Origin of the sequence: Klebsiella sp. K-Nf6 (genome assembly GCF_002806655.1) — a bacterium.
Lineage (GTDB): Bacteria > Pseudomonadota > Gammaproteobacteria > Enterobacterales > Enterobacteriaceae > Klebsiella > Klebsiella variicola.
In genome coordinates, this window is record NZ_PIBN01000006.1 from 239,241 (window position 1) to 261,535 (window position 22,295).

The 22,295-nt window shown below is 58.2% G+C and carries 25 protein-coding genes; 18 read left to right on the plus strand and 7 right to left on the minus strand.

What is annotated here, in order from left to right; all coding sequences use genetic code 11:
• Window positions 1-69: 69 nt before the first annotated feature.
• On the minus strand, window positions 70-1,116 hold the full coding sequence (locus CWM61_RS12875) for an aminopeptidase (protein WP_100631345.1): 1,047 nt from the start codon (window positions 1,114-1,116) through the stop codon (window positions 70-72).
• 246 nt (window positions 1,117-1,362) lie between these two features.
• On the opposite strand from CWM61_RS12875, the gene cysG reads away from it, so the two are divergent.
• The 13 genes from cysG (at window position 1,363) to rpoS (ending at window position 12,587) form a co-directional block, all read left to right on the plus strand.
• Window positions 1,363-2,769, plus strand: coding sequence for a siroheme synthase CysG (cysG, locus tag CWM61_RS12880; RefSeq protein ID WP_162678252.1), 1,407 nt, complete (start codon window positions 1,363-1,365; stop codon window positions 2,767-2,769).
• A 9-nt stretch (window positions 2,770-2,778) separates the two neighbouring features.
• Entirely contained in the window at window positions 2,779-3,687 is a 909-nt protein-coding gene (gene cysD, locus CWM61_RS12885) for a sulfate adenylyltransferase subunit CysD (protein WP_061153518.1), read from the plus strand.
• Between the two features lie 9 nt (window positions 3,688-3,696).
• On the plus strand, window positions 3,697-5,124 hold the full coding sequence (cysN, locus tag CWM61_RS12890) for a sulfate adenylyltransferase subunit CysN (protein ID WP_074387740.1): 1,428 nt from the start codon (window positions 3,697-3,699) through the stop codon (window positions 5,122-5,124).
• Window positions 5,124-5,729 carry an adenylyl-sulfate kinase gene (gene cysC, locus CWM61_RS12895; protein WP_002915158.1) on the plus strand — a complete coding sequence of 202 codons (606 nt, stop codon included), beginning with the start codon at window positions 5,124-5,126 and terminating at the stop codon, window positions 5,727-5,729. The genes cysN and cysC overlap by 1 nt, the downstream gene beginning before the upstream one ends.
• A gap of 50 nt (window positions 5,730-5,779) precedes the next feature.
• Window positions 5,780-6,106 carry a DUF3561 family protein gene (locus CWM61_RS12900; RefSeq protein WP_008806224.1) on the plus strand — a complete coding sequence of 109 codons (327 nt, stop codon included), beginning with the start codon at window positions 5,780-5,782 and terminating at the stop codon, window positions 6,104-6,106.
• A gap of 140 nt (window positions 6,107-6,246) precedes the next feature.
• Window positions 6,247-6,564, plus strand: a complete 318-nt coding sequence (gene ftsB / locus CWM61_RS12905) for a cell division protein FtsB (RefSeq protein WP_002915156.1) — start codon at window positions 6,247-6,249, stop codon at window positions 6,562-6,564.
• A gap of 19 nt (window positions 6,565-6,583) precedes the next feature.
• Complete coding sequence (gene ispD, locus CWM61_RS12910; protein WP_074387742.1) at window positions 6,584-7,294, plus strand: 2-C-methyl-D-erythritol 4-phosphate cytidylyltransferase; 711 nt, start codon at window positions 6,584-6,586, stop codon at window positions 7,292-7,294.
• On the plus strand, window positions 7,294-7,773 hold the full coding sequence (gene ispF, locus CWM61_RS12915; protein ID WP_008806222.1) for a 2-C-methyl-D-erythritol 2,4-cyclodiphosphate synthase: 480 nt from the start codon (window positions 7,294-7,296) through the stop codon (window positions 7,771-7,773). Before ispD ends, ispF begins: the two co-directional genes overlap by 1 nt.
• Window positions 7,770-8,819, plus strand: coding sequence for a tRNA pseudouridine(13) synthase TruD (gene truD, locus CWM61_RS12920; RefSeq protein ID WP_008806221.1), 1,050 nt, complete (start codon window positions 7,770-7,772; stop codon window positions 8,817-8,819). Before ispF ends, truD begins: the two co-directional genes overlap by 4 nt.
• Window positions 8,800-9,561: a 5'/3'-nucleotidase SurE gene (gene surE, locus CWM61_RS12925; protein ID WP_012540737.1), complete on the plus strand. Its 762-nt coding sequence runs from the start codon at window positions 8,800-8,802 to the stop codon at window positions 9,559-9,561. Before truD ends, surE begins: the two co-directional genes overlap by 20 nt.
• Window positions 9,555-10,181 carry a protein-L-isoaspartate(D-aspartate) O-methyltransferase gene (locus CWM61_RS12930; protein ID WP_012540738.1) on the plus strand — a complete coding sequence of 209 codons (627 nt, stop codon included), beginning with the start codon at window positions 9,555-9,557 and terminating at the stop codon, window positions 10,179-10,181. The genes surE and CWM61_RS12930 overlap by 7 nt, the downstream gene beginning before the upstream one ends.
• Before the next feature lie 125 nt (window positions 10,182-10,306).
• Entirely contained in the window at window positions 10,307-11,437 is a 1,131-nt protein-coding gene (nlpD, locus tag CWM61_RS12935) for a murein hydrolase activator NlpD (protein ID WP_074387744.1), read from the plus strand.
• Window positions 11,438-11,594: 157 nt separating this feature from the next.
• Window positions 11,595-12,587 carry an RNA polymerase sigma factor RpoS gene (rpoS, locus tag CWM61_RS12940; RefSeq protein WP_002915106.1) on the plus strand — a complete coding sequence of 331 codons (993 nt, stop codon included), beginning with the start codon at window positions 11,595-11,597 and terminating at the stop codon, window positions 12,585-12,587.
• A gap of 52 nt (window positions 12,588-12,639) precedes the next feature.
• On the opposite strand, the gene CWM61_RS12945 is transcribed toward rpoS, so the two are convergent.
• A complete protein-coding gene (locus CWM61_RS12945) occupies window positions 12,640-13,017 on the minus strand; it encodes a DUF4440 domain-containing protein (RefSeq protein ID WP_100631347.1) in 378 nt (125 codons plus the stop codon).
• Window positions 13,014-14,216, minus strand: coding sequence for an MFS transporter (locus CWM61_RS12950; RefSeq protein WP_100631348.1), 1,203 nt, complete (start codon window positions 14,214-14,216; stop codon window positions 13,014-13,016). Before CWM61_RS12950 ends, CWM61_RS12945 begins: the two co-directional genes overlap by 4 nt.
• Before the next feature lie 108 nt (window positions 14,217-14,324).
• Between CWM61_RS12950 and CWM61_RS12955 the strand changes: the two genes are divergently transcribed.
• Window positions 14,325-15,212 carry a LysR family transcriptional regulator gene (locus CWM61_RS12955; protein ID WP_074387747.1) on the plus strand — a complete coding sequence of 296 codons (888 nt, stop codon included), beginning with the start codon at window positions 14,325-14,327 and terminating at the stop codon, window positions 15,210-15,212.
• Between the two features lie 8 nt (window positions 15,213-15,220).
• Here CWM61_RS12955 and CWM61_RS12960 read toward each other — a convergent pair whose 3' ends face one another.
• The gene (locus CWM61_RS12960; RefSeq protein ID WP_061153525.1) at window positions 15,221-15,628 is read right to left on the minus strand and encodes a MarR family winged helix-turn-helix transcriptional regulator; all 408 of its coding nucleotides are present in this window, start codon (window positions 15,626-15,628) and stop codon (window positions 15,221-15,223) included.
• A gap of 174 nt (window positions 15,629-15,802) precedes the next feature.
• Here CWM61_RS12960 and CWM61_RS12965 point away from each other — a divergent pair, with 174 nt between their 5' ends.
• The 4 genes from CWM61_RS12965 to CWM61_RS12985 all read left to right on the plus strand — a co-directional run bounded on the left by CWM61_RS12965 (window position 15,803) and on the right by CWM61_RS12985 (window position 18,561).
• Complete coding sequence (locus CWM61_RS12965; RefSeq protein WP_074387748.1) at window positions 15,803-16,396, plus strand: non-oxidative hydroxyarylic acid decarboxylases subunit B; 594 nt, start codon at window positions 15,803-15,805, stop codon at window positions 16,394-16,396.
• The gene (locus tag CWM61_RS12970) at window positions 16,396-17,823 is read left to right on the plus strand and encodes a non-oxidative hydroxyarylic acid decarboxylases subunit C (protein WP_100631349.1); all 1,428 of its coding nucleotides are present in this window, start codon (window positions 16,396-16,398) and stop codon (window positions 17,821-17,823) included. Before CWM61_RS12965 ends, CWM61_RS12970 begins: the two co-directional genes overlap by 1 nt.
• A gap of 10 nt (window positions 17,824-17,833) precedes the next feature.
• Window positions 17,834-18,070, plus strand: coding sequence for a non-oxidative hydroxyarylic acid decarboxylases subunit D (locus tag CWM61_RS12975; protein ID WP_061153527.1), 237 nt, complete (start codon window positions 17,834-17,836; stop codon window positions 18,068-18,070).
• 338 nt (window positions 18,071-18,408) lie between these two features.
• Window positions 18,409-18,561: a Hok/Gef family protein gene (locus tag CWM61_RS12985; RefSeq protein ID WP_002915097.1), complete on the plus strand. Its 153-nt coding sequence runs from the start codon at window positions 18,409-18,411 to the stop codon at window positions 18,559-18,561.
• Between the two features lie 118 nt (window positions 18,562-18,679).
• Here the strand turns inward: CWM61_RS12985 and mutS are convergent, their stop codons facing one another.
• The 3 genes from mutS to CWM61_RS13000 all read right to left on the minus strand — a co-directional run bounded on the left by mutS (window position 18,680) and on the right by CWM61_RS13000 (window position 22,292).
• Window positions 18,680-21,241 (minus strand): DNA mismatch repair protein MutS, encoded by a 2,562-nt coding sequence (mutS, locus tag CWM61_RS12990; protein ID WP_012967342.1) that lies wholly within the window; start codon window positions 21,239-21,241, stop codon window positions 18,680-18,682.
• Window positions 21,242-21,510: 269 nt separating this feature from the next.
• Window positions 21,511-21,858 (minus strand): DUF1493 family protein, encoded by a 348-nt coding sequence (locus CWM61_RS12995; protein WP_008806210.1) that lies wholly within the window; start codon window positions 21,856-21,858, stop codon window positions 21,511-21,513.
• Window positions 21,843-22,292 (minus strand): STM2901 family protein, encoded by a 450-nt coding sequence (locus CWM61_RS13000; protein WP_004188736.1) that lies wholly within the window; start codon window positions 22,290-22,292, stop codon window positions 21,843-21,845. The genes CWM61_RS12995 and CWM61_RS13000 overlap by 16 nt, the downstream gene beginning before the upstream one ends.
• Between the last annotated feature and the right edge of the window lie 3 nt (window positions 22,293-22,295).

Genomic DNA, 22,295 nt, shown 5'->3' on the forward strand with positions numbered 1-22,295 from the left:
GTTAGCGCTTTCTTCGGGTGATAATTCAAGAAGAACACGCGGGTGATACCGCGCGTTCTTTTGTGCGTATCAGCTTTTCTTCTCCACCTTCGCCAGCTCTTTCACCAGCGGCAGCATCACTTTCACTATCTCGCGGCTGCGGCGTTCTATGCGTCCCGGCAGCGCGTGGTCGAGATACTGCTGATTATCAATCTGCACGCTATGCCAGCTGGTGCCGTCCGGGAAGGCGCGGGATTTCTGGCGCTGCTGATAGCCATCCTTTTTGCCAAGTGACCAGTTGGTTGCCTCTACCGACAGCACCGGGATCCCCGCGCTGTCGAAGACGCTGGCATCGTTACAGCAGGCAGTGCCTTTCGGGAATTCTGGGTTCAGTCCTGGATTGGTCGCTGCGACAATCCCTTTACTGCGGGCGATAGCCAGCGCGCGGTCGCGGGTAAGCTTGCGCACCGAGGCCGGCGTGCGGCGGCCACTGTTGAAGTAAAGCTTATCGCCCACCACCAGATTATCGAGGTTGATCACCAGCAGGGTATTTTTCTTTTCCGCCTCACTCATGCGCTGCAGCAGATTTTGCGCCCCGAGACGACCTTCCTCTTCACCGCTGGTGGCGATAAAGCGAATGCCATAGCGGGTGGGGATATTCTTTAAATGATCCGCCAGCTCCAGCATCACGCCGAGCCCCATCGCGTTGTCGTCGATTCCCTGCAGCGTCAGGCCGCCAAGGTTGTTCTCCACGTCTTTATCGCTCTGCGGCGCGTAGGTATCGAGGTGCGCCATAATAATGATTTGCTGGCGGGACTGGCCTTCATGGGCGGCGATCACCGTACTGCCGGTGGCGTTATGCCAGTTCTTACGCTGATTGTTATCGGTATAGATGTAGCGGGTATTGAAGCTGCGCACGTCGCTCTGATAACCCATCTGGGCGAACTGCTGGCGGAGGTACTCGGCTGACAACATCTCGGCTGGCGTTCCGGTCATTCGTCCCGGGAAGACGGTGGCGATATGACGGGCCTGGCTACTGGCGGTGTCGCCCAGCGCGCTGAATGCGGGGGCGGCGGCGAAAACAAAACCGGTGCCGAGCGCCAGAGGAAGCAGACGGCGGCACAACGCGGAAAACATAAGGGGTCCTTACACGAACAAGACAATTTGACGCGTACAGTATGAAACTGTGACCGCGGTTAAACAATTTCAATTGCTCTTAAATAGCGGAAAAATAGCGCGTTAAGCACTTTTTGATATTTGTATTTCCACAGCGTTATTCCTTTGCGTCACAACTCATTCCATTTCGTAATTTCATTTGCTCTCAGGCGCACCCTATAGTCGCAGTATCGCTGATTGTAAGAGAGTTGTTGCGCCGTGGATTACTTGCCCCTTTTTGCCGAACTGAAACAAAGGCCCGTGCTGGTGATCGGCGGCGGTGAGATTGCTGAACGCAAGATTAAATTCCTGCTGCGCGCCCAGGCGCAGGTGCAGGTGGTCGCCGGGACGCTCTCTCCGGCGCTGGCCGATCTGGCGGCGCGCCAGGCGCTTAGCTGGCGGGCGACGGAATTTAGCGAGTCGCTGGTGGATGATGTCTTTCTGGTGATTGCGGCCACGGAGGACGAGGCGCTTAACCAGCGGGTGTTTGCGGCGGCTAACGCGCGCTACCGGTTGGTCAATGTGGTGGATAACCAGGCGCTGTGCTCGTTTGTCTTCCCTTCTATCGTCGACCGTTCGCCGCTGCTGGTGGCGATCTCCTCCAGCGGCAAAGCGCCAGTGCTGTCGCGCATTCTGCGCGAGAAAATTGAAGCGCTGCTGCCGACGAACCTCGGGCGGCTGGCGGAATCGGCGAGCTACTGGCGTAACCATCTGAAAACCCGTCTGACGACCACCGAAGCGCGTCGCCGCTTCTGGGAACGCGTCTTTACCGGCCGCTTTGCCAGCCTGATGGTGGCGGGCAATCATGCGGAGGCGGAAAAGGCGCTGCAGGATGAGCTGGATAAGCCCGAACGCGAGACGGGAGAAATTATTCTGGTGGGCGCCGGGCCGGGCGATGCCGGGCTGCTGACCCTTCGTGGTCTGCAGGCGATCCAGCAGGCGGACGTGGTTTTCCACGACCATCTGGTGACCCAGCCGGTTCTCGAGCTGGTGCGCCGCGATGCCGAGTTAATCTGTGTCGGCAAACGCGCCGGTGAGCACTCGGTGCCGCAGCATGAAACCAATCAGCTGCTGGTGGAGGCGGCGAAGGCGGGGAAAACCGTCGTGCGTCTGAAGGGCGGGGATCCGTTTATTTTTGGCCGCGGCGCAGAAGAGCTGCAGGCTGCCGCCGAAGCGGGGATCCCGTTCCAGGTGGTGCCTGGCGTCACTGCCGCCGCCGGGGCGACGGCCTACGCCGGTATTCCGCTGACCCATCGCGATTATGCGCAAAGCGCCGTCTTTGTCACCGGCCACTATAAGCCGGACAGCGCCCCCTTCGACTGGTCGCTGTTGGCGAAGAGCCAACAAACGCTGGCGATCTACATGGGCACCATGAAGGCGGCAGAAATCAGCGCTCAGCTGATCGCCCACGGTCGCGACAGCACTACGCCGGTCGCGGTGATTTCCCGCGGTACCCGCGACGATCAGCAGACGATAACCGGCACATTGCAACAACTCGAACACCTGGCGAAAGACGCCCCGATGCCCGCCCTGCTGGTGGTGGGCGAAGTGGTGCAGCTGCATCAGCAGCTCGCCTGGTTTCAACATACATCATCCGCCGAGGGGTTTAACTCTTCGGTGGTCAATCTGGCTTAAGGAACGGTTATGGACCAAAAACGACTCACTCACCTGCGGCAACTGGAGGCGGAAAGCATCCATATTATTCGTGAGGTGGCCGCCGAATTTTCTAACCCGGTGATGATGTACTCCATCGGGAAAGATTCCAGCGTAATGCTGCATCTGGCGCGCAAAGCGTTTTATCCGGGAACCTTGCCGTTCCCGCTGCTGCACGTCGATACCGGCTGGAAATTCCGTGAGATGTATGAGTTCCGTGACCATACCGCCAAAGCCTACGGCTGTGAGCTGCTGGTGCATAAAAACCCGGAAGGGGTGGCGATGGGCATCAACCCGTTCGTCCACGGCAGCGCTAAGCATACCGATATCATGAAAACGGAAGGTCTGAAGCAGGCGCTGAACAAATACGGCTTTGACGCCGCGTTCGGCGGCGCGCGTCGCGATGAAGAGAAATCCCGCGCGAAAGAGCGCATCTACTCCTTCCGCGACCGCTTCCACCGCTGGGACCCGAAAAATCAGCGTCCGGAGCTGTGGCACAACTACAACGGCCAGATTAACAAAGGCGAAAGCATCCGCGTCTTCCCGCTCTCCAACTGGACCGAGCTGGATATCTGGCAGTACATCTATCTGGAAAATATTGAAATCGTGCCGCTGTATCTGGCCGCTGAGCGCCCGGTGCTGGAGCGCGACGGTATGCTGATGATGATCGATGATGACCGTATCGATCTGCAGCCGGGCGAAGTGATTGAAAAACGGATGGTGCGTTTCCGTACCCTTGGCTGCTGGCCGCTGACCGGCGCAGTGGAGTCTGAAGCGCAGACGCTGCCGGAAATTATTGAAGAGATGCTGGTATCAACCACCAGTGAACGTCAGGGCCGCGTGATTGACCGCGACCAGGCCGGCTCGATGGAGCTGAAGAAACGTCAGGGGTATTTCTAAGGAGCCGCCATGAACACGACAATTGCCCAACAAATTGCTAATGAAGGCGGCGTAGAAGCTTACCTGCACGCGCAACAGCACAAGAGCCTGCTGCGTTTTCTGACCTGCGGCAGCGTAGATGACGGCAAAAGCACCTTAATTGGCCGTTTGCTGCACGATACGCGCCAGATCTATGAAGACCAGCTGTCGTCTCTGCACAACGACAGCAAGCGTCACGGTACCCAGGGCGAAAAGCTGGACCTGGCGCTGCTGGTGGACGGCCTGCAGGCTGAGCGTGAGCAGGGCATCACCATCGATGTCGCCTATCGCTACTTCTCGACCGAAAAACGCAAATTTATCATCGCCGACACCCCGGGGCACGAGCAGTACACGCGGAATATGGCCACCGGCGCGTCAACCTGCGACCTGGCGATCCTGCTGATCGATGCGCGCAAAGGCGTGCTCGACCAGACCCGCCGTCACAGCTTTATTTCTACGCTGCTGGGCATTAAACACCTGGTGGTGGCGGTCAACAAAATGGATCTCGTCGAGTTTAGCGAAGCGCGCTTCAACGAAATCCGTGAAGATTATCTGACCTTCGCCGAGCAGCTGCCGGGCAACCTGGATATCCGTTTTGTGCCGCTGTCGGCGCTGGAAGGCGATAACGTCGCCAGCCAGAGCGCGAACATACCGTGGTACAGCGGTCCGACCTTGCTGGAAGTCCTCGAAACCGTGGAGATCCAGCGGGTGGTCGAGAGCCAGCCGCTGCGCTTCCCGGTGCAGTATGTTAACCGTCCGAACCTCGATTTCCGCGGCTTCTCCGGCACGGTCGCCTCCGGTACGGTTACCGTTGGCCAGCGTCTGAAGGTGCTGCCGTCGGGCGTCGAATCGAGCGTGGCGCGTATCGTCACCTTCGACGGCGACCTGCAGGAAGCTGCCGCCGGCGAAGCCGTTACCATTGTGCTGAAAGATGAAATCGACATCAGCCGCGGCGACCTGCTGGTTGACGCGCAAGCCTCGCTGCCGGCGGTGCAAAGCGCCAGCATCGACGTGGTGTGGATGGCCGAGCAGCCGCTGACCCCGGGGCAGAGCTACGACATTAAAATCGCCGGGAAGAAGACCCGCGCTCGCGTCGACGCTATCCGCTACCAGGTCGATATTAACAACCTGACCCAACGTGAAGTCGAGTCTCTACCGCTGAACGGCATTGGGCTGGTGGAGCTGACCTTTGACGAACCTTTAGTGCTGGATCCGTATCAGCAAAACCCGGTGACCGGCGGGCTTATCTTTATCGATCGCCTGACCAACGTCACCGTGGGCGCCGGGATGGTCAACGAGCCGCACCTGCAGGCGTCGACCTCGGCATCGCAGTACAGCGCCTTTGAGCTGGAGCTGAACCAGCTGATCCGTAAACACTTCCCGCACTGGGACGCCCGCGACCTGCTGGGAGGCAAATAATGGCCCAGCATGACGAAAACGTCGTCTGGCATGCCCATCCTGTGACCCAGCAGCAGCGGGAACAGCATCACGGCCATCGCGGCGTGGTGCTGTGGTTTACCGGCCTTTCGGGGTCGGGTAAATCCACTGTCGCCGGGGCGCTGGAGGAGGCGCTGCATGAGCGCGGCGTCAGCACCTATCTGTTGGACGGCGACAATGTGCGCCATGGCCTGTGCAGCGATCTGGGATTCAGTGATGAGGATCGCAAAGAGAACATTCGCCGCGTCGGCGAAGTGGCCAGGCTGATGGTCGATGCCGGTCTGGTGGTATTGACGGCATTTATATCACCACACCGCGCGGAACGGCAGATGGTGCGCGAGCGCCTGGGGGAGGGACGCTTCATCGAAGTGTTCGTCGATACCCCGCTGGCCATCTGCGAGGCGCGGGATCCGAAAGGATTGTACAAGAAGGCGCGGGCAGGGGAATTACGCAATTTCACCGGCATAGACTCGGTCTATGAGGCACCGGAAAAGGCGGAAATTCATCTGGATGGTGAACAATTGGTAACAAATTTGGTGCACCAACTATTAGACCTGCTGCAACAGAGCGATATTATCAGATCCTGAAACGGCAGCGGCATCGAGGGGTGCCGGTTGCCCGGTCTACAGGATTCGATATGCGCAATACCCAGAACCTCAGTATTATTCGTTCAGAACCGCCTCCGGCGATCGGCGACGAGACCACCTGGTCTCTGTCGGGCGCTGCCGTGGGCTTTATTTCATGGCTGCTGGCGCTGGGTATTCCCTTCCTTCTCTATGGCAGTAATACGCTCTTCTTCCTCCTTTACACCTGGCCGTTCTTCCTGGCGTTGATGCCGGTGGCGGTAGTGGTCGGTATTGCGCTGCACTCTCTGCTCAATGGCAAGCTGCTCTATAGCGCCAGCGCGACCATCCTGACCGTCGGGCTGATGTTTGCGCTACTCTTCCTCTGGCTGTTGGGATAACCCGTTTCTGGTATGAATCAAGCATGGGTATCGGCAGCAAAAATATGGTACAGTCCCCGCGTTACGCGGCATCGTCCGCGCGCCCTGGTAGCGTACCCGGGCGAGTTTTGGGATGATGATGCCGTTTGTCAGGGGGCAGGATGGGTAAATTAACGCTGCTATTATTAGCTTTGCTGGTCTGGCTACAGTATTCGCTGTGGTTCGGTAAAAACGGCCTGCACGACTACACGCGGGTTAACGACGACGTCACCGCCCAGCAGGCGACTAACGCCAAATTAAAAGCACGCAACGATCAGCTATTTGCCGAAATTGACGACCTCAACGGCGGGCAGGAAGCGATCGAGGAGCGCGCGCGCAATGAACTCAGTATGACCCGCCCGGGCGAAACCTTCTATCGTCTGGTACCGGATGCGTCTAAACGCAACCAGGCATCGGGGCAACAGCAGAACAATCGATAACCAGGCCCAGGATAACAACATGGCAGCCACTTTTCCGGGCGTTTGCGCCGTGGTGCCGGCAGCCGGTTTTGGCCGCCGCATGCAAACGGAATGCCCGAAACAATATCTCTCAATCGGTAACAAAACGATTCTCGAACATGCGGTCGCTGCGCTGCTGGCGGATGCGCGCGTCCAGCGCGTGGTGATTGCCGTCAGCCCCGGCGATCGGCGCTTCAGCCAGCTACCGCTGGCGCAGCACCCGCAAATTACCGTCGTGGATGGCGGCGCCGAGCGCGCCGATTCCGTGCTCGCGGGCCTGAAGGCGTTGCCGGAGGCGCAGTGGGTGCTGGTGCATGACGCCGCGCGCCCCTGCCTGCATCAGGACGACCTCAGCCGCCTGCTGGCGCTCAGCGAAACCAGCCGTGTCGGGGGGATCCTCGCGGCGCCGGTGCGCGACACCATGAAGCGCGCCGAGCCGGGCAAAACCGCTATCGCCCATACCGTCGATCGCAATGACCTGTGGCATGCGCTGACCCCGCAATTTTTCCCTCGCGAGCTGCTGGTGGATTGCCTCACCCGGGCGCTGAACGAGGGGGCGACCATCACGGATGAAGCCTCGGCGCTGGAGTACTGCGGCTTCCATCCGCAGCTGGTCGCCGGTCGCGCGGATAATATTAAAGTGACGCGCCCGGAAGACCTGGCGCTGGCTGAATTTTACCTCACCCGTTCCCGACACCAGGAGAAAGCTTAATGCGAATTGGACATGGTTTTGACGTACACGCTTTTGGCGGTGAAGGCCCAATCATTATTGGCGGGGTACGCATTCCTTATGAAAAAGGGCTGCTGGCCCACTCCGACGGCGACGTCGCGCTGCATGCGCTGACCGACGCGCTGCTGGGCGCCGCGGCGCTCGGCGATATCGGCAAACTGTTCCCCGATACCGATCCGGCGTTTAAAGGCGCCGATAGCCGCGAACTGCTGCGCGAAGCGTGGCGTCGTATTCAGGCCAAAGGCTATACGCTCGGCAACGTCGACGTCACCATTATCGCCCAGGCGCCGAAGATGCTGCCGCATATTCCGCAGATGCGCGTCTTTATCGCTGAAGATCTCGGCTGCCATATGGACGACGTCAACGTGAAAGCGACCACCACCGAGAAGCTGGGCTTCACCGGCCGTGGGGAAGGGATCGCCTGCGAAGCGGTCGCGCTGCTGCGTAAGGCCGAAAAATGATCGCCTTTGACCAACTGACCTGGCTGCACGGCAAGCCGCAGAGCAGCGGACTGCTGAAAGCCAATCCGGAAGACTTTCTGGTGGTGGAAGACCTGGGCTTTGCGCCGGACGGCGAAGGCGAACATGTGCTGGTGCGGATCCTGAAAAACGGCTGCAATACGCGCTTTGTCGCCGACGCGCTGGCGAAATTCCTCAAGATCCACGCCCGTGAAGTGAGCTTCGCCGGGCAAAAGGATAAGCACGCCGTCACCGAGCAGTGGCTGTGCGCGCGGGTGCCCGGCAAAGAGATGCCGGACCTGAGCAAATTTCAGCTCGAGGGCTGCCAGGTACTGGAATATGCCCGCCATAAGCGTAAGCTGCGTTTAGGCGCGCTGAAAGGCAACCAGTTTACCGTGATCCTGCGTGAGATTAGCGATCGCCAGGACGTGGAGACGCGTCTGCAGGCCATCGCTGAACGGGGCGTACCGAACTATTTCGGCGCGCAGCGCTTTGGCATTGGCGGCAGTAATCTGCAGGGCGCGTTGCGCTGGGCGGAAAGCGACGCGCCGGTGCGCGATCGCAATAAGCGCAGTTTTTGGTTGTCGGCGGCCCGCAGTGCGTTGTTTAATCAGCAAGTCAGTATTAGATTAAAAAAAACGGAATTTAATCAGGTTGTTGATGGCGATGCGCTACAATTAGCGGGGCGTGGGAGCTGGTTTGTCGTCACACCGGAAGAACTCGAGGTTTCGCAGGCGCGGGTGCACAACCGCGAACTGATGATCACGGCTGCGCTGCCGGGCAGCGGCGACTGGGGAAGCCAGCGCGACGCTCTGGCCGCCGAGCAGGCCGCCATCGCCGAAGAAACTTCGCTGCAGGCGCTGTTGGTGCGGGAGAAAGTCGAGGCGGCGCGCCGGGCGATGCTTCTCTATCCGCAGCAGCTTAGCTGGAACTGGTGGGATGACGTAACCGTTGAACTGCGTTTCTGGCTGCCGGCGGGCAGCTTCGCCACCAGCGTGGTCAGGGAGCTTATCAATACAACGGGTGACTATGCGAATATTGCTGAGTAACGATGACGGGATCCATGCGCCGGGGATACAGACCCTGGCGAAGGCCTTAAGGGAGTTTGCCGAGGTCCAGGTTGTTGCACCCGATCGTAACCGCAGCGGAGCCTCGAATTCGCTGACGCTGGAATCATCCCTGCGTACGTTTACCTTTGAAAATGGCGACATCGCCGTCCAGATGGGCACCCCGACCGACTGTGTCTATCTCGGCGTGAACGCGCTGATGCGCCCACGTCCGGACATCGTTGTTTCCGGCATTAACGCGGGTCCCAACCTGGGCGATGACGTCATCTATTCCGGCACCGTGGCCGCAGCGATGGAAGGCCGTCATCTGGGGTTCCCCGCGCTGGCTGTGTCGCTGAACGGCTATCAACATTACGATACCGCCGCGGCGGTAACCTGCACCATTCTGCGCGCCTTAAGCCGCGAGCCGCTGCGTACCGGGCGGATCCTTAACATCAACGTGCCGGATCTCCCGCTTGATCAAATCAAGGGCATTCGCGTGACCCGCTGCGGCAACCGCCATCCTGCCGACCAGGTGATCCCGCAAAAAGATCCGCGCGGCAACACCCTGTACTGGATTGGCCCGCCGGGCGATAAGCGCGATGCCGGGCCGGGCACCGATTTTGCGGCAGTGGATGAAGGCTATGTTTCCGTGACGCCATTGCACGTCGATTTAACCGCCCATCAGGCGCATGAGGTAGTCAGCGATTGGTTGGAACGTGTCGGGGTTGACGGGCAATGGTAAGTAAACGTGTTGAAAGTTTGTTGAATCAACTGCGCACGCAGGGCATCGTCGATGAGCGTGTCCTCGAGGCGATCGCGCTGGTCCCGCGCGAAAAATTTGTTGATGAAGCCTTTGAACATAAAGCGTGGGAAAACACCGCGCTGCCGATTGGCCAGGGGCAGACCATCTCCCAGCCTTACATGGTGGCGCGGATGACCGAGCTGCTGACGCTGACGCCGGAGTCGCGCGTGCTGGAGATCGGCACTGGTTCCGGCTACCAGACGGCCATCCTGGCGCACCTGGTGCATCACGTTTGCTCGGTGGAGCGGATTAAGAGTTTACAGTGGCAGGCGCGTCGTCGCCTGAAACAACTTGATTTACATAATGTTTCAACCCGTCATGGCGATGGGTGGCAAGGTTGGCAGGCACGGGCGCCGTTTGATGCCATTATTGTGACGGCGGCGCCGCCGGAGATTCCAACCGCGCTGCTGGCGCAGCTGGATGACGAAGGCGTGCTGGTGCTGCCGGTTGGCGAAGAGCATCAGTTTCTCAAACGGATCCGTCGCCGGGGCAACGAATTTATCATTGATACCGTCGAGGCCGTTCGCTTTGTTCCCCTGGTGAAGGGGGAGCTGGCCTGAGACCCGGATTATTCCAGGTTTTTTTTGCCTGACTTTAGGCGTAGGGTGGACACATTTTTCAGTGTCCTGGCCGGGCGCCGCCCGGTAAGCAAGATATTGGCAGTTAACATATTCCTGGGGGATAAATGAGCGCGGGAAGCACCAAATTTACCGTCAGCCGTATTGCGGCTCTTTCACTGGTTTCACTCTGGCTGGCCGGGTGTACCAACACCAATAATCCGCCAGCGCCGGTTAGCTCTGCCGGCGGTGCCGCCTCTTCCAGCACCAACTCCGGCATGCTGATTACGCCGCCATCCTCCGGCGTCAAGTCTGCTCCTCAGGCGCAGCCGATCCAGCCGGTACAGACCCAAACCATTCAGCCGACGCCGATGGCGCAGGAGCCGGTGCAGACGGTGAACGGTAAGATCGTTTACAACCGCAAATATGGCGATATTCCGAAAGGTAGCTATACCGGCGGCAGTACCTATACGGTAAGACGGGGAGACACGCTGTTCTATATCGCGTGGGTCACCGGCAACGATTTCCGCGACCTGGCGCAACGCAACAATGTCCCGGCCCCTTACGCGCTGAACGTGGGTCAGGTGCTGCAGGTCGGCAACGCCTCAGGCCAGCCGATCACCGGTGAAAACGCCGTTTCTCAGGCCAGCGCAAGGGCGAGCGGCGGTGCGACAGCCACCACAACTTCTGCACAAAAATCGACCGCGGTGGTTGCTTCACAACCGACTATTACGTATTCTGAATCTTCAGGTGAACAGAGTGCTACCAAGATGTTGCCTAATAATAAACCCGCGACCACGACCACAACGGTTGTCGCGCCGGTGACGGCACCAACAACGGTGAGCACAACCCAGCCGACTGCAAGCAGTACGTCAACCAGTTCGCCGATCTCATCATGGCGCTGGCCGACTGATGGCAAGGTTATCGAGAACTTTAGCGGCGCGGAAGGCGGCAATAAAGGTATCGACATTGCAGGCAGTAAGGGACAGGCTATTGTCGCGACCGCCGATGGGCGCGTCGTCTATGCCGGTAACGCACTGCGCGGCTACGGTAATCTTATTATCATCAAACACAACGATGATTACCTGAGTGCCTACGCTCATAACGATACCATGCTGGTTCGGGAGCAACAGGAAGTCAAAGCGGGGCAGAAAATCGCTACCATGGGTAGCACCGGAACCAGCTCAACAAGATTACATTTTGAAATTCGTTACAAGGGGAAATCCGTCAACCCGCTGCAGTACTTACCGCAGCGATAATTTGGCAAAGTACGGATAAGCGAAGCATCAGCTAACAGGCGCCAGGGCGGTGTCTACGCTACTCTCGCAGAGAGGGCAGGGGAAATCGTCCAGGCGTCGTTTGTTGATGTGCCGTGGAAGGTGCTTTGCTCAGGGATCACGGGTAGGAGCCACCTTTATGAGTCAGAATACGCTGAAAGTTCATGATTTAAATGAAGACGCGGAATTTGATGAGAACGGAATTGAGGTTTTCGACGAGAAGGCCTTAGTAGAAGAGGAACCCAGTGATAGCGATCTGGCTGAGGAAGAGCTACTGTCGCAAGGCGCAACACAACGCGTACTTGACGCCACTCAGCTTTATCTTGGAGAGATTGGTTATTCCCCACTGCTGACCGCGGAAGAGGAAGTCTATTTCGCGCGTCGCGCACTGCGTGGTGATGTCGCTTCACGCCGTCGCATGATTGAAAGCAACCTGCGTCTGGTGGTGAAGATTGCCCGTCGTTACAGCAATCGTGGTCTGGCGCTGCTGGATCTGATTGAAGAAGGTAACCTCGGCCTGATCCGCGCCGTTGAGAAGTTTGACCCGGAACGTGGGTTCCGTTTTTCGACTTATGCGACCTGGTGGATCCGCCAGACCATTGAACGGGCGATCATGAACCAAACCCGTACGATCCGTTTGCCGATCCACATTGTTAAAGAGCTGAACGTCTATCTGCGTACCGCGCGCGAGTTGTCCCATAAGCTGGACCACGAGCCGAGTGCGGAAGAGATTGCCGAACAGCTGGACAAACCGGTCGATGACGTCAGCCGTATGCTGCGTCTGAACGAGCGCATCACCTCCGTGGATACTCCGCTGGGTGGCGATTCAGAAAAAGCGCTGCTGGATATTCTGGCCGATGAGAAAGAGAACGGCCCGGAAGACACCACGCAGGACGATGATATGAAGCAAAGCATCGTCAAATGGCTGTTCGAACTGAACGCCAAGCAGCGTGAAGTTCTGGCGCGTCGTTTCGGTCTGCTGGGTTATGAAGCAGCCACGCTGGAAGATGTGGGCCGTGAAATTGGCCTCACCCGCGAGCGTGTGCGGCAGATCCAGGTGGAAGGTCTGCGTCGCCTGCGGGAAATTCTGCAGGGGCAGGGGCTGAATATCGAAGCGCTCTTCCGCGAATAAGATCTTTTCTCTCAAAAAGGCCCCCTCGACAGTCGGGGCCTTTTTCTTTGCGCTAGCCGAGGCGGGTTTCCTGCAGATGACGCCAGATAATTTTCCCTTCCGCTTGCTGAAAAATCGCCGTCGACCAGCGTACGTTCTCACTGCCATCCGCCAGCGTTTGGCTTTCACGGTATAGCACTGCGGCGCCGTCGTGCCACTCGCTAATGATTTTCGCCTGGTCCACCACGATGTGTAATCCCGGACGGGTTGCGCCCGCATGGTGGAAAAAACGGCTCACCGCCGGGTAGTCCATCTTCTCGCCGCCCGGAGGGATCATGGTGAATTCGGCGGCAAAACGTGTCATCAGTGCCTCAGCGCTTCCTTCCCCCTGGCTTAACCAGCGTTCGATAAGGACATGGGCGTCGAGGACTTCCTGCAGATAAGGGTTCATGACTTCTCCAGAGTGGTGTGCAGGCGATGGATAATCGCCTGATTATTCAGCCGCAGGCAAAACAGCAGCGGCAACAGGGTGATGGCGGCGGCGCTAATAAACACGATTTGCCAGGCGTAGGCCGGCGGAAATCCCCTCAGCAGCAGGGCGAGCAGCGCGCTGCCGGCAAAGAAGCTGAGCTGGCGGTTCAGATTCCACAGCGCGCTGGCGTCAGGCATCTCTTCGGCAGGCGTATGCAGGAAGGCGCTGCTTTGCGCGGTGCTGCTGCATAAGCTGCCTCCGCCGCCCATCAGCGTAAAGGCCAGAATCAACAGCGCCAGCGGGCTGTGCGCATCGATCTTCAGCAGCAGCAGGATCCCCGCCGCCTGTAGCAAGCAGCCAACCATCACCAGCGGTCGTGGCCCGAAGCGGTTGAAATACCTGCCGGTAAACGTGATGGCGGCGAACGAGGCCAGCGACCAGGGCACCATCAGGGCACCGATGGCCCCCGGCGCCATCCCGGTGACGCGTTGCAGGTAGAACATCCCGACCACGTTGACGCCAATAAACATCCCCGGTACGCAGAGGTAGATCAGCATCGCGAAGCGCAGCAGAGGATCGGCCAGCAACGACAGCGGAAGAAAGCGAGTTGGGCGAACCGGGCCGGGGCTGTCGTTCAGCCATCGCACCGCCAGCACAAAGGTTAGCAGAGCCACAGGCAGGCTGGCGAAAAAGACCCAGCGCCAGCTGAAGGCCTGGACTAACAGGCCGCCGATTGCCGGCGAGCAGGCTGGTGCCAGCAGGCCGACCAGCATCACCGCCGCCGACAGTTTCGCCCGCTCATGCGGCTGAAACAGCGGCCACGTCAATGCCTGGCCAAGGGGGATTAACAGCCCGCCGCCCATCCCCTGCAGCGTCCGCCAGAAAATCAGCTCGCCGAGACTGCTGGCAAGCCCTGCCGCCAGCGCGCCGAGGCTGAACAGCCCCAGCGAGAGTAAAAACAGTCGTTTCGCCCCCCAGCGCTGACTAAGCCAGGCACTGAACGGTACGACGACCGTCAGACCGAGAATATAAGCATTGCTGACCCACGCCAGCTGAGAGACGGAAACCGTCAGCGCGCGGCTGATGGCCGGGAAGGCGATGCTGGCGATAAACATATTGATTAAATCGAGAAAAAAGCCGAACAGAAAAACGGTGGCAACGCGGTGGCGATAGGTCATGGTTCACTCCCTCAGACAGGCGGCTACTGTAAACCCGGTTCTGCGGGGGATAAATGGGGTGAATCGGGATATACTGTCTGAATATTTTTGACAATCATCCGGACGACAATGCTTAATCTTCAGCGTGTGACCATGTTTATCGCCGTGGTGGATGCCGGCAGCTTCACCCTGGCCGCTGCGGCGCTGGGGCAGACCAAGGCGGTGGTCAGTTTTAACGTACGGCAGCTGGAAAATGAACTGGGGGTGACCCTGCTGCTGCGCTCAACGCGTCGTCTGCGCCTCACCGACGCCGGGGCGCTGTTCTATCAGCGCGGGGTGGCGCTGCTGAAAGCGGCGGAAAATCTGCAGGATGAGGTGCGGGCCAGCCATACCGGCTTAAGTGGAGAGCTGCGGATCACCACCACGCCGGAGTATGGCGCGCAGGTCATCATTCCGGCGCTGGCCGCGTTTGCCCGTCGTCACCCGGCGCTGCGGGTGCGCCACGTTTCGTCCTCCCATCATGCGGACCTCATTTCAGAACGATTTGATGTGGCGATACGCCTCGGTACGCTGGCCGATTCCCGCTACCGGGCGACGCGGATAGCCAGTTTCGCGATCCTGCCCGTCGCCTCTCCGGCCTGGCTGGCAAGCCATCCGGTGCAGACGCTGTCCGATCTGGCGCAAGCCGACTGGATTATTCATGAGCGTCTGTCGGCGCCGCTGCGCTGGCAGCTGCGAACGGATCAACAGACAGAGGTGGATTTCGCCATTGCCAGCGCGCCGCGCTTTTCAGCCGACAGCGCTACGGCGCTGATGAGCTTTGCTCTGGCCGGGTGCGGCATCGCCTTGCTGCCGGCATGGCTGGTAGCCAAAAAAGTGGCGCAGCGGGAGCTGGTGCCGCTCCTGCCGGAATACCATTTCCCACAGCAAGGCGTGTATGCCCTTTATCCCGATGCGCAGCATATGCCGACCCGGGTGCGGGCGTTTATCGATTTCCTGCGTGAGAAGGTCGTTTAATTGACCGCTCAGGGCGCCATCATTTTGCGCACCAGCCGGGAGAACTGTTCGCGTTCGTCATCGCTCAGGCGGCCGAGAAACTCGTCATCGATCTCATTGCCCTGCGGAATCGAACGATTAAGCAACGCCTCGCCTTGTTCGGTCAGATAGACAAAACGGCGGCGTTTATCGGCGGGATCGTGCTCACGGCGCACCAGGCCGCGCGCCTCCATCCGGCTGAGCATCTCCGCCAGCGTGGCCTTGGTACTGACCGCCGCTTCAATCAGCACGACCTGCTCGATACCCGGCTGCTCCGCTACCGAGCGCATCACCGCGTACTGAGGTTTAGTCAGATCCGGTAACGCTTGCTGCCAGCGGGCGGTATGTTGTTGAAAAAGCTGGCGCAGCAGGTGAAATGCTTCGTTTCGTAACTCCATGAATACTCCGTAACAAAACTGTCACCTCTATGATAGCCGTTCGTACGCCATTTTATACCCTTTCTGCGTTTTTGATTAAAAATGCGCACGTATACGAACGATCTTGTCATCGCCGTCCGGAGAGGGTAATTTAAATATAAAGTTCGTGTACGAACAAAATGAATGAGGTCTGGAATGAAACTGATTATTGGGATGACGGGGGCCACCGGGGCTCCGCTTGGGGTGGCATTGCTGCAGGCGCTACGTGATATGCCGGAGGTGGAAACCCACCTGGTGATGTCGAAGTGGGCCAAAACCACCATCGAGCTGGAAACGCCCTGGACAGCGCGCGAAGTGGCCGCGCTGGCGGACTTTTCCCACAGCCCGGCTGACCAGGCCGCCACCATTTCATCCGGTTCATTTCGTACCGACGGCATGATCGTTATTCCCTGCAGTATGAAAACGCTGGCAGGCATTCGCGCGGGCTATGCCGAAGGGCTGGTGGGCCGCGCGGCGGACGTGGTGCTCAAAGAGGGGCGCAAGCTGGTGCTGGTCCCGCGGGAAATGCCGCTCAGCACGATCCATCTGGAGAACATGCTGGCGCTGTCGCGCATGGGCGTGGCGATGGTGCCGCCGATGCCAGCTTACTACAACCACCCGGAGACGGTTGACGATATCACCAATCATATTGTGACTCGGGTGCTGGATCAGTTTGGCCTCGACTATCACAAAGCGCGCCGCTGGAGCGGCTTACGCACGGCAGAACAATTTGCACAGGAGATCGAATAATGGCTTTTGATGATTTGCGCAGCTTTTTGCAGGCGCTGGATGACCAGGGACAACTGCTAAAAATCAGTGAAGAGGTAAACGCCGAGCCCGATCTGGCGGCGGCCGCCAATGCTACCGGACGCATCGGCGACGGCGCCCCGGCACTGTGGTTCGATAATATTCGTGGCTTTACTGACGCCCGCGTGACGATGAACACCATCGGTTCGTGGCAGAACCATGCCATCTCGCTGGGCCTGCCGCCTAACACGCCGGTGAAAAAGCAGATTGATGAATTCATTCGCCGCTGGGATAAATTCCCGGTGACGCCAGAGCGCCGCGCCAACCCGGCGTGGGCGGAAAACACCGTTGATGGCGACGATATCAACCTGTTCGATATTCTGCCGCTGTTCCGCCTCAACGATGGTGACGGCGGTTTCTACCTCGACAAAGCCTGTGTCGTATCACGCGACCCGCTTGATCCTGACAACTTCGGTAAGCAAAACGTCGGTATCTACCGCATGGAAGTGAAAGGTAAGCGCAAGCTCGGCCTGCAGCCGGTGCCGATGCATGATATCGCGCTGCATCTGCATAAAGCGGAAGAGCGTGGGGAAGATCTGCCGATTGCCATCACCCTCGGTAACGACCCGATTATTACCCTGATGGGCGCCACGCCGCTGAAATACGATCAGTCGGAATATGAAATGGCTGGCGCGCTGCGCGAGAGCCCGTATCCCATCGCCACCGCGCCGCTGACCGGCTTTGATGTACCCTGGGGGTCGGAAGTGATCCTCGAAGGGGTCATTGAAGGGCGTAAGCGTGAGATCGAGGGGCCGTTCGGTGAGTTTACCGGTCACTACTCCGGTGGTCGTAACATGACGGTAGTGCGTATCGACAAAGTCTCGTATCGCAGCAAACCGATTTTTGAATCGCTCTATCTCGGTATGCCGTGGACCGAAATTGACTATCTGATGGGGCCGGCGACCTGTGTGCCGCTGTATCAGCAGCTGAAGGCCGAGTTTCCGGAAGTGCAGGCGGTCAACGCCATGTACACCCATGGTCTGCTGGCGATCATCTCCACCAAAAAACGCTATGGCGGTTTTGCCCGCGCGGTGGGCCTGCGGGCGATGACCACTCCGCACGGCCTCGGCTATGTGAAGATGGTGATCATGGTTGATGAAGACGTTGACCCGTTCAACCTGCCGCAGGTGATGTGGGCGCTCTCCTCGAAGGTTAACCCGGCGGGTGACCTGGTGCAGTTGCCGAACATGTCGGTCCTTGAACTTGACCCAGGCTCCAGCCCGGCGGGCATCACCGACAAACTGATTATCGACGCCACCACCCCGGTTGCGCCGGACCTTCGCGGCCACTACAGCCAGCCGGTGCAGGATCTGCCGGAAACCAAAGCCTGGGCTGAAAAACTGACCGCTATGCTGGCCAACCGTAAATAAGGAGAAAAAGATGATTTGTCCACGTTGCGCCGATGAAAAGATTGAAGTGATGGCGACGTCGCCGGTGAAAGGGGTCTGGACCGTGTATCAGTGCCAGCACTGTCTTTACACCTGGCGAAATACCGAGCCGCTGCGCCGCACCAGCCGCGAACACTATCCGGAAGCGTTCCGGATGACGCAGAAAGATATTGATGAGGCGCCGCAGGTACCACACGTACCGCCGTTATTGCCGGAAGATAAGCGTTAATAAAACGGGCCCGCTAAGTCGGGCCTTTTTTATATTTAGTACAATTATGAAAGCTATTTTTTCATTAAATTAAAAAATTACGTGAAGGGTTAATATGCTGGGATGACTTTGCGAGCCTGCTTCCAGATTATTATAAAATCCGTCTGATTAATGCCTTGCAGATAAATTTCACGCCCTGACGAGTATAGAATAGCGGCGGGTGCTTGAGGCTGTCTGGCCTTGAGCATGACCAGGACCCCAGACAGACGAAAGCCCCAGGAGATATTTCTATCAACTGAGGCTAGCGAATGAACACAGACAATTCAGATGTTAGTCTCTTCTTTGCAGGGAGGCAAGATATGCTGACAAAATATGCCCTTGTGGCAATCATCGTACTCTGTATTACGGTACTGGGATTTACGCTGTTGGTGCACAGCTCACTATGCGAGCTGAGTATTAAAGAGCGTAATATTGAGTTTAAAGCTGTTCTCGCTTACGAATCGAAGAAGTAGCATCCGCGCGGGGGTAACCCCGCGTATGGGTTGTCAGGACGCATCCTCTTGCACCCATTTTTTGTTTGCTAAAACGGCAGCGCTGAGCGGCGCTGCCGTTTTTCACCTTAATGGGTGGCTAAACCAGGCTTTTCAGACGGTAGATCCACTCCAGCGCCTGACGCGGGGTCAGGGAGTCCGGATCAAGATTCTCCAGCGCCTCAACCGCAGGCGAGGTCTCTTCCGGGGCGGCGAGCAGCGACATCTGCGTGCCGTCGACCTGGGTCGCCGCCGCGTTGGGCGAGATGCTCTCCAGCTCGCGCAGTTTCTGCCGCGCGCGCTTGATCACCTCTTTCGGCACCCCGGCCAGCGCGGCGACCGCCAGGCCATAGCTCTTGCTGGCCGCGCCATCCTGCACGCTGTGCATAAAGGCGATGGTATCGCCGTGCTCCAGCGCGTCGAGGTGGACGTTGGCGACGCCTTCCATTTTCTCCGGCAGCTGAGTGAGCTCGAAGTAGTGGGTGGCGAACAGCGTCAGCGCCTTGATTTTGTTGGCCAGATTTTCCGCACAGGCCCACGCCAGCGATAGCCCGTCGTAGGTGGACGTGCCGCGGCCAATCTCATCCATCAGCACCAGGCTGTGTTCGGTGGCGTTGTGCAGAATATTGGCGGTTTCCGTCATCTCCACCATAAAGGTCGAGCGGCCGCTGGCCAGGTCATCCGCCGCGCCGACGCGGGTAAAGATGCGATCGATGGGTCCGATCTCCACCTTCTGCGCCGGGACGTAGCTGCCGATATAGGCCAGCAGCGCAATCAGCGCGGTCTGGCGCATATAGGTACTTTTACCGCCCATGTTTGGCCCGGTGATGATCAGCATCCGCCGCTGCGGCGCTAGCTGCAGCGGGTTGGCGATAAACGGCTCTTTCAGCACCTGCTCGACCACCGGATGGCGGCCTTCGCTGATGCGAATACCTGGCTTATCGCTAAAGGTCGGGCAGCAGTAGTTCAGGGTTTCCGCGCGCTCCGCCAGGTTGACCAGCACGTCCAGCTCGGCCAGCGCGCTGGCGCTGGTTTGCAGGTCGGCGAGATGCGGCAGCAGCAGGTCGAACAGTTCGTCATAAAGCTGTTTTTCCAGTGCCAGCGCTTTGCCCTTGGAGGTCAGCACCTTATCTTCGTATTCCTTCAGCTCAGGAATAATGTAGCGTTCGGCGTTCTTCAGCGTCTGGCGGCGCACGTAGTGGATCGGCGCGAGGTGGCTCTGGCCGCGGCTGATCTGGATGTAGTAGCCGTGGACGGCGTTGTAGCCGACTTTCAGGGTATCGAGGCCCAGCCGCTCGCGCTCGCGGATCTCCAGTTTATCGAGATAATCGGTGGCGCCATCGGCCAGCGCACGCCACTCGTCCAGCTCTTCGCTATAGCCCGGGGCGATGACTCCGCCGTCACGGACCAGCACCGGCGGCGCGTCAATCACCGCGCGCTCCAGCAGTTCGCGCAGTTCGGTGAACTCGCCCATTTTCTCGCGCAATTTTTGCACCGGCTGACGGTCAACGTCGGCCAGCAGCTCACGCAGCAGCGGCAACTGCTGCAGGGCATGACGCATGCGGGCTAAATCGCGTGGACGGGCGGTACGCAGCGCCAGACGCGCCAGAATACGTTCCAGATCGCCGACCTGGCGCAGCACCGGCTGCAGCTCGGTATAGCGCTCCTGCAGTGCGCCGATGGTCTGCTGGCGCTCCACCAGCACGGCGGTATCGCGGACCGGCATATGCAGCCAGCGCTTGAGCATCCGGCTGCCCATCGGCGTCACCGTACAGTCGAGTACCGAGGCCAGGGTGTTGTCGGTGCCGCCGGCCAGATTCTGGGTGATCTCGAGGTTACGGCGGGTGGCGGCATCCATAATGATGCTGTCCTGCTGGCGTTCCATGGTGATGGAACGGATGTGCGGCAGCGAGGTGCGCTGAGTGTCTTTGACATACTGCAGCAGGCAGCCGGCGGCGCACAGGCCGCGTGGGGCGTTTTCCACGCCGAAGCCGACCAGATCGCGGGTGCCGAACTGCAGGTTAAGCTGCTGGCGCGCGGTGTCGATTTCAAATTCCCACAGCGGGCGACGGCGCAGACCGCGGCGGCCCTCGATCAGCGACGATTCGGCAAAATCTTCCGCATACAGCAGTTCCGCCGGATTAGTACGCTGCAGCTCTGCCGCCATGGTTTCACGGTCGGCCGGTTCACTCAGGCGAAAGCGCCCGGAGCTGATATCCAGCGTCGCGTAGCCAAAGCCTTTGCTGTCCTGCCAGATAGCGGCCAGCAGGTTGTCCTGGCGCTCCTGCAGCAGCGCTTCATCGCTGATGGTGCCCGGCGTAACGATACGCACCACTTTACGCTCGACCGGTCCCTTGGTGGTGGCCGGGTCGCCAATCTGCTCGCAAATGGCCACCGACTCGCCCTGATTGACCAGTTTGGCGAGGTAGTTCTCCACGGCGTGGTGGGGGATGCCGGCCATCGGAATAGGTTCGCCCGCGGAGGCACCGCGCTTGGTCAGCGAGATATCGAGCAGCTGTGACGCGCGTTTCGCATCGTCATAAAATAGCTCGTAAAAATCCCCCATCCGGTAAAACAGTAGAATGTCAGGATGTTGCGCCTTCAGCTTGAGATACTGCTGCATCATGGGCGTGTGGGCGTCGAGATTGTCAATTGTGCTCATGGGGTGTTATCCAGATCCCTGATTTGAAATGGCTGCGATTTTGTAGTTGTCGTCGTTATCACATGGATGAGACATAATAACGGAGATGGGCAGGTGAGGGAAACCGACGAAAGCGCGCGGCGCGATCCGGATTCCAGTTGCAGAGGGGGCGGGGTACCGTCACAGTAATTGAACCGCCGCCACGCGATCGTCTTCATACATTACGTTCGCCGTCGATGTTGTTCTGCCTTCTGGCCGCAGACCTCGTTACGACCAACGGCTTGTGGTTGCTAGTCGTAAAGCCATTTACCTGCTTTTGCTGATTCGGCAAACATTTTGATAGTTAAAGGTTTACGCGTTTTTTCTACATCTTCTCGTTTTACTTTAAACCACCGAGTTAGCATTGGAGTATTCTCCCAAGGGAAATAACACGACCATTTAACACTGGAAAGATCAACATTAAATTTTTGTTCAAATTTATTTAAAGCGTCATGCAGATCGTCGCCGGGAGCATCAAATAAGTCATAATCAAGTTCCAATGGGATTTCTTTCCAATTTTTATCTAAACGGGTTGAGATCTCATCTTTAAACAAGTCTAAAACCTGATCTTGAATGCTTTTCATTAAAAGGATGTCCATTGTATACGGTCTTTGGGGCGAGCTATTAGGTTGTATTTTTCCTGAGTTTTTCTTGAAACTTGATAAATTGAGTTTACAAGTCCTATCCAACCTAACCACGGAACATAACGGGCGATAACAGCAGCAAGACTATTCGTTTTTCTCATTCTTACACCAACGGGTGTAGGAACCCTAATACCAAATGGAGTTTTTGCATTTCTCAGAAGCATCCTTCCATATTTAGAAACAACACTTGTTCCTTTTATTGCCTCTCCTGGCTTTGTTCTGGTTTTTAGCCAAGGTTGCCCGGCGAGGATAGCGGCACCAGATTCAATACCAATGCCAAGTTCGTCACAAAATTGTTCAAGAAAAATGACATCAAAAAGTTCACCAGCCGAAAGATTGGATTGTCCGTGATAGAAATAGGTTCCATTTAGTTCTTCTGTCGTATCCATTTG

Excerpts from the sequence above, each read along its gene's own strand:
- CWM61_RS12985 (WP_002915097.1), top strand. The coding sequence starts at position 18,409 with ATGCTGACAAAATATGCCCTTGTGGCAATCATCGTACTCTGTATTACG.
- CWM61_RS12930 (WP_012540738.1), top strand. The coding sequence starts at position 9,555 with ATGGTAAGTAAACGTGTTGAAAGTTTGTTGAATCAACTGCGCACGCAG.
- cysC (WP_002915158.1), top strand. The coding sequence starts at position 5,124 with ATGGCCCAGCATGACGAAAACGTCGTCTGGCATGCCCATCCTGTGACC.
- cysN (WP_074387740.1), top strand. The coding sequence starts at position 3,697 with ATGAACACGACAATTGCCCAACAAATTGCTAATGAAGGCGGCGTAGAA.
- ispD (WP_074387742.1), top strand. The coding sequence starts at position 6,584 with ATGGCAGCCACTTTTCCGGGCGTTTGCGCCGTGGTGCCGGCAGCCGGT.
- CWM61_RS12975 (WP_061153527.1), top strand. The coding sequence starts at position 17,834 with ATGATTTGTCCACGTTGCGCCGATGAAAAGATTGAAGTGATGGCGACG.
- ispF (WP_008806222.1), top strand. The coding sequence starts at position 7,294 with ATGCGAATTGGACATGGTTTTGACGTACACGCTTTTGGCGGTGAAGGC.
- truD (WP_008806221.1), top strand. The coding sequence starts at position 7,770 with ATGATCGCCTTTGACCAACTGACCTGGCTGCACGGCAAGCCGCAGAGC.
- CWM61_RS12900 (WP_008806224.1), top strand. The coding sequence starts at position 5,780 with ATGCGCAATACCCAGAACCTCAGTATTATTCGTTCAGAACCGCCTCCG.
- cysD (WP_061153518.1), top strand. The coding sequence starts at position 2,779 with ATGGACCAAAAACGACTCACTCACCTGCGGCAACTGGAGGCGGAAAGC.
- CWM61_RS12950 (WP_100631348.1), bottom strand. The coding sequence starts at position 14,216 with ATGACCTATCGCCACCGCGTTGCCACCGTTTTTCTGTTCGGCTTTTTT.
- CWM61_RS12960 (WP_061153525.1), bottom strand. The coding sequence starts at position 15,628 with ATGGAGTTACGAAACGAAGCATTTCACCTGCTGCGCCAGCTTTTTCAA.
- CWM61_RS13000 (WP_004188736.1), bottom strand. The coding sequence starts at position 22,292 with ATGGATACGACAGAAGAACTAAATGGAACCTATTTCTATCACGGACAA.
- CWM61_RS12945 (WP_100631347.1), bottom strand. The coding sequence starts at position 13,017 with ATGAACCCTTATCTGCAGGAAGTCCTCGACGCCCATGTCCTTATCGAA.
- ftsB (WP_002915156.1), top strand. The coding sequence starts at position 6,247 with ATGGGTAAATTAACGCTGCTATTATTAGCTTTGCTGGTCTGGCTACAG.
- CWM61_RS12965 (WP_074387748.1), top strand. The coding sequence starts at position 15,803 with ATGAAACTGATTATTGGGATGACGGGGGCCACCGGGGCTCCGCTTGGG.
- CWM61_RS12970 (WP_100631349.1), top strand. The coding sequence starts at position 16,396 with ATGGCTTTTGATGATTTGCGCAGCTTTTTGCAGGCGCTGGATGACCAG.
- CWM61_RS12875 (WP_100631345.1), bottom strand. The coding sequence starts at position 1,116 with ATGTTTTCCGCGTTGTGCCGCCGTCTGCTTCCTCTGGCGCTCGGCACC.
- mutS (WP_012967342.1), bottom strand. The coding sequence starts at position 21,241 with ATGAGCACAATTGACAATCTCGACGCCCACACGCCCATGATGCAGCAG.
- CWM61_RS12955 (WP_074387747.1), top strand. The coding sequence starts at position 14,325 with ATGCTTAATCTTCAGCGTGTGACCATGTTTATCGCCGTGGTGGATGCC.
- rpoS (WP_002915106.1), top strand. The coding sequence starts at position 11,595 with ATGAGTCAGAATACGCTGAAAGTTCATGATTTAAATGAAGACGCGGAA.
- CWM61_RS12995 (WP_008806210.1), bottom strand. The coding sequence starts at position 21,858 with ATGGACATCCTTTTAATGAAAAGCATTCAAGATCAGGTTTTAGACTTG.
- surE (WP_012540737.1), top strand. The coding sequence starts at position 8,800 with ATGCGAATATTGCTGAGTAACGATGACGGGATCCATGCGCCGGGGATA.
- nlpD (WP_074387744.1), top strand. The coding sequence starts at position 10,307 with ATGAGCGCGGGAAGCACCAAATTTACCGTCAGCCGTATTGCGGCTCTT.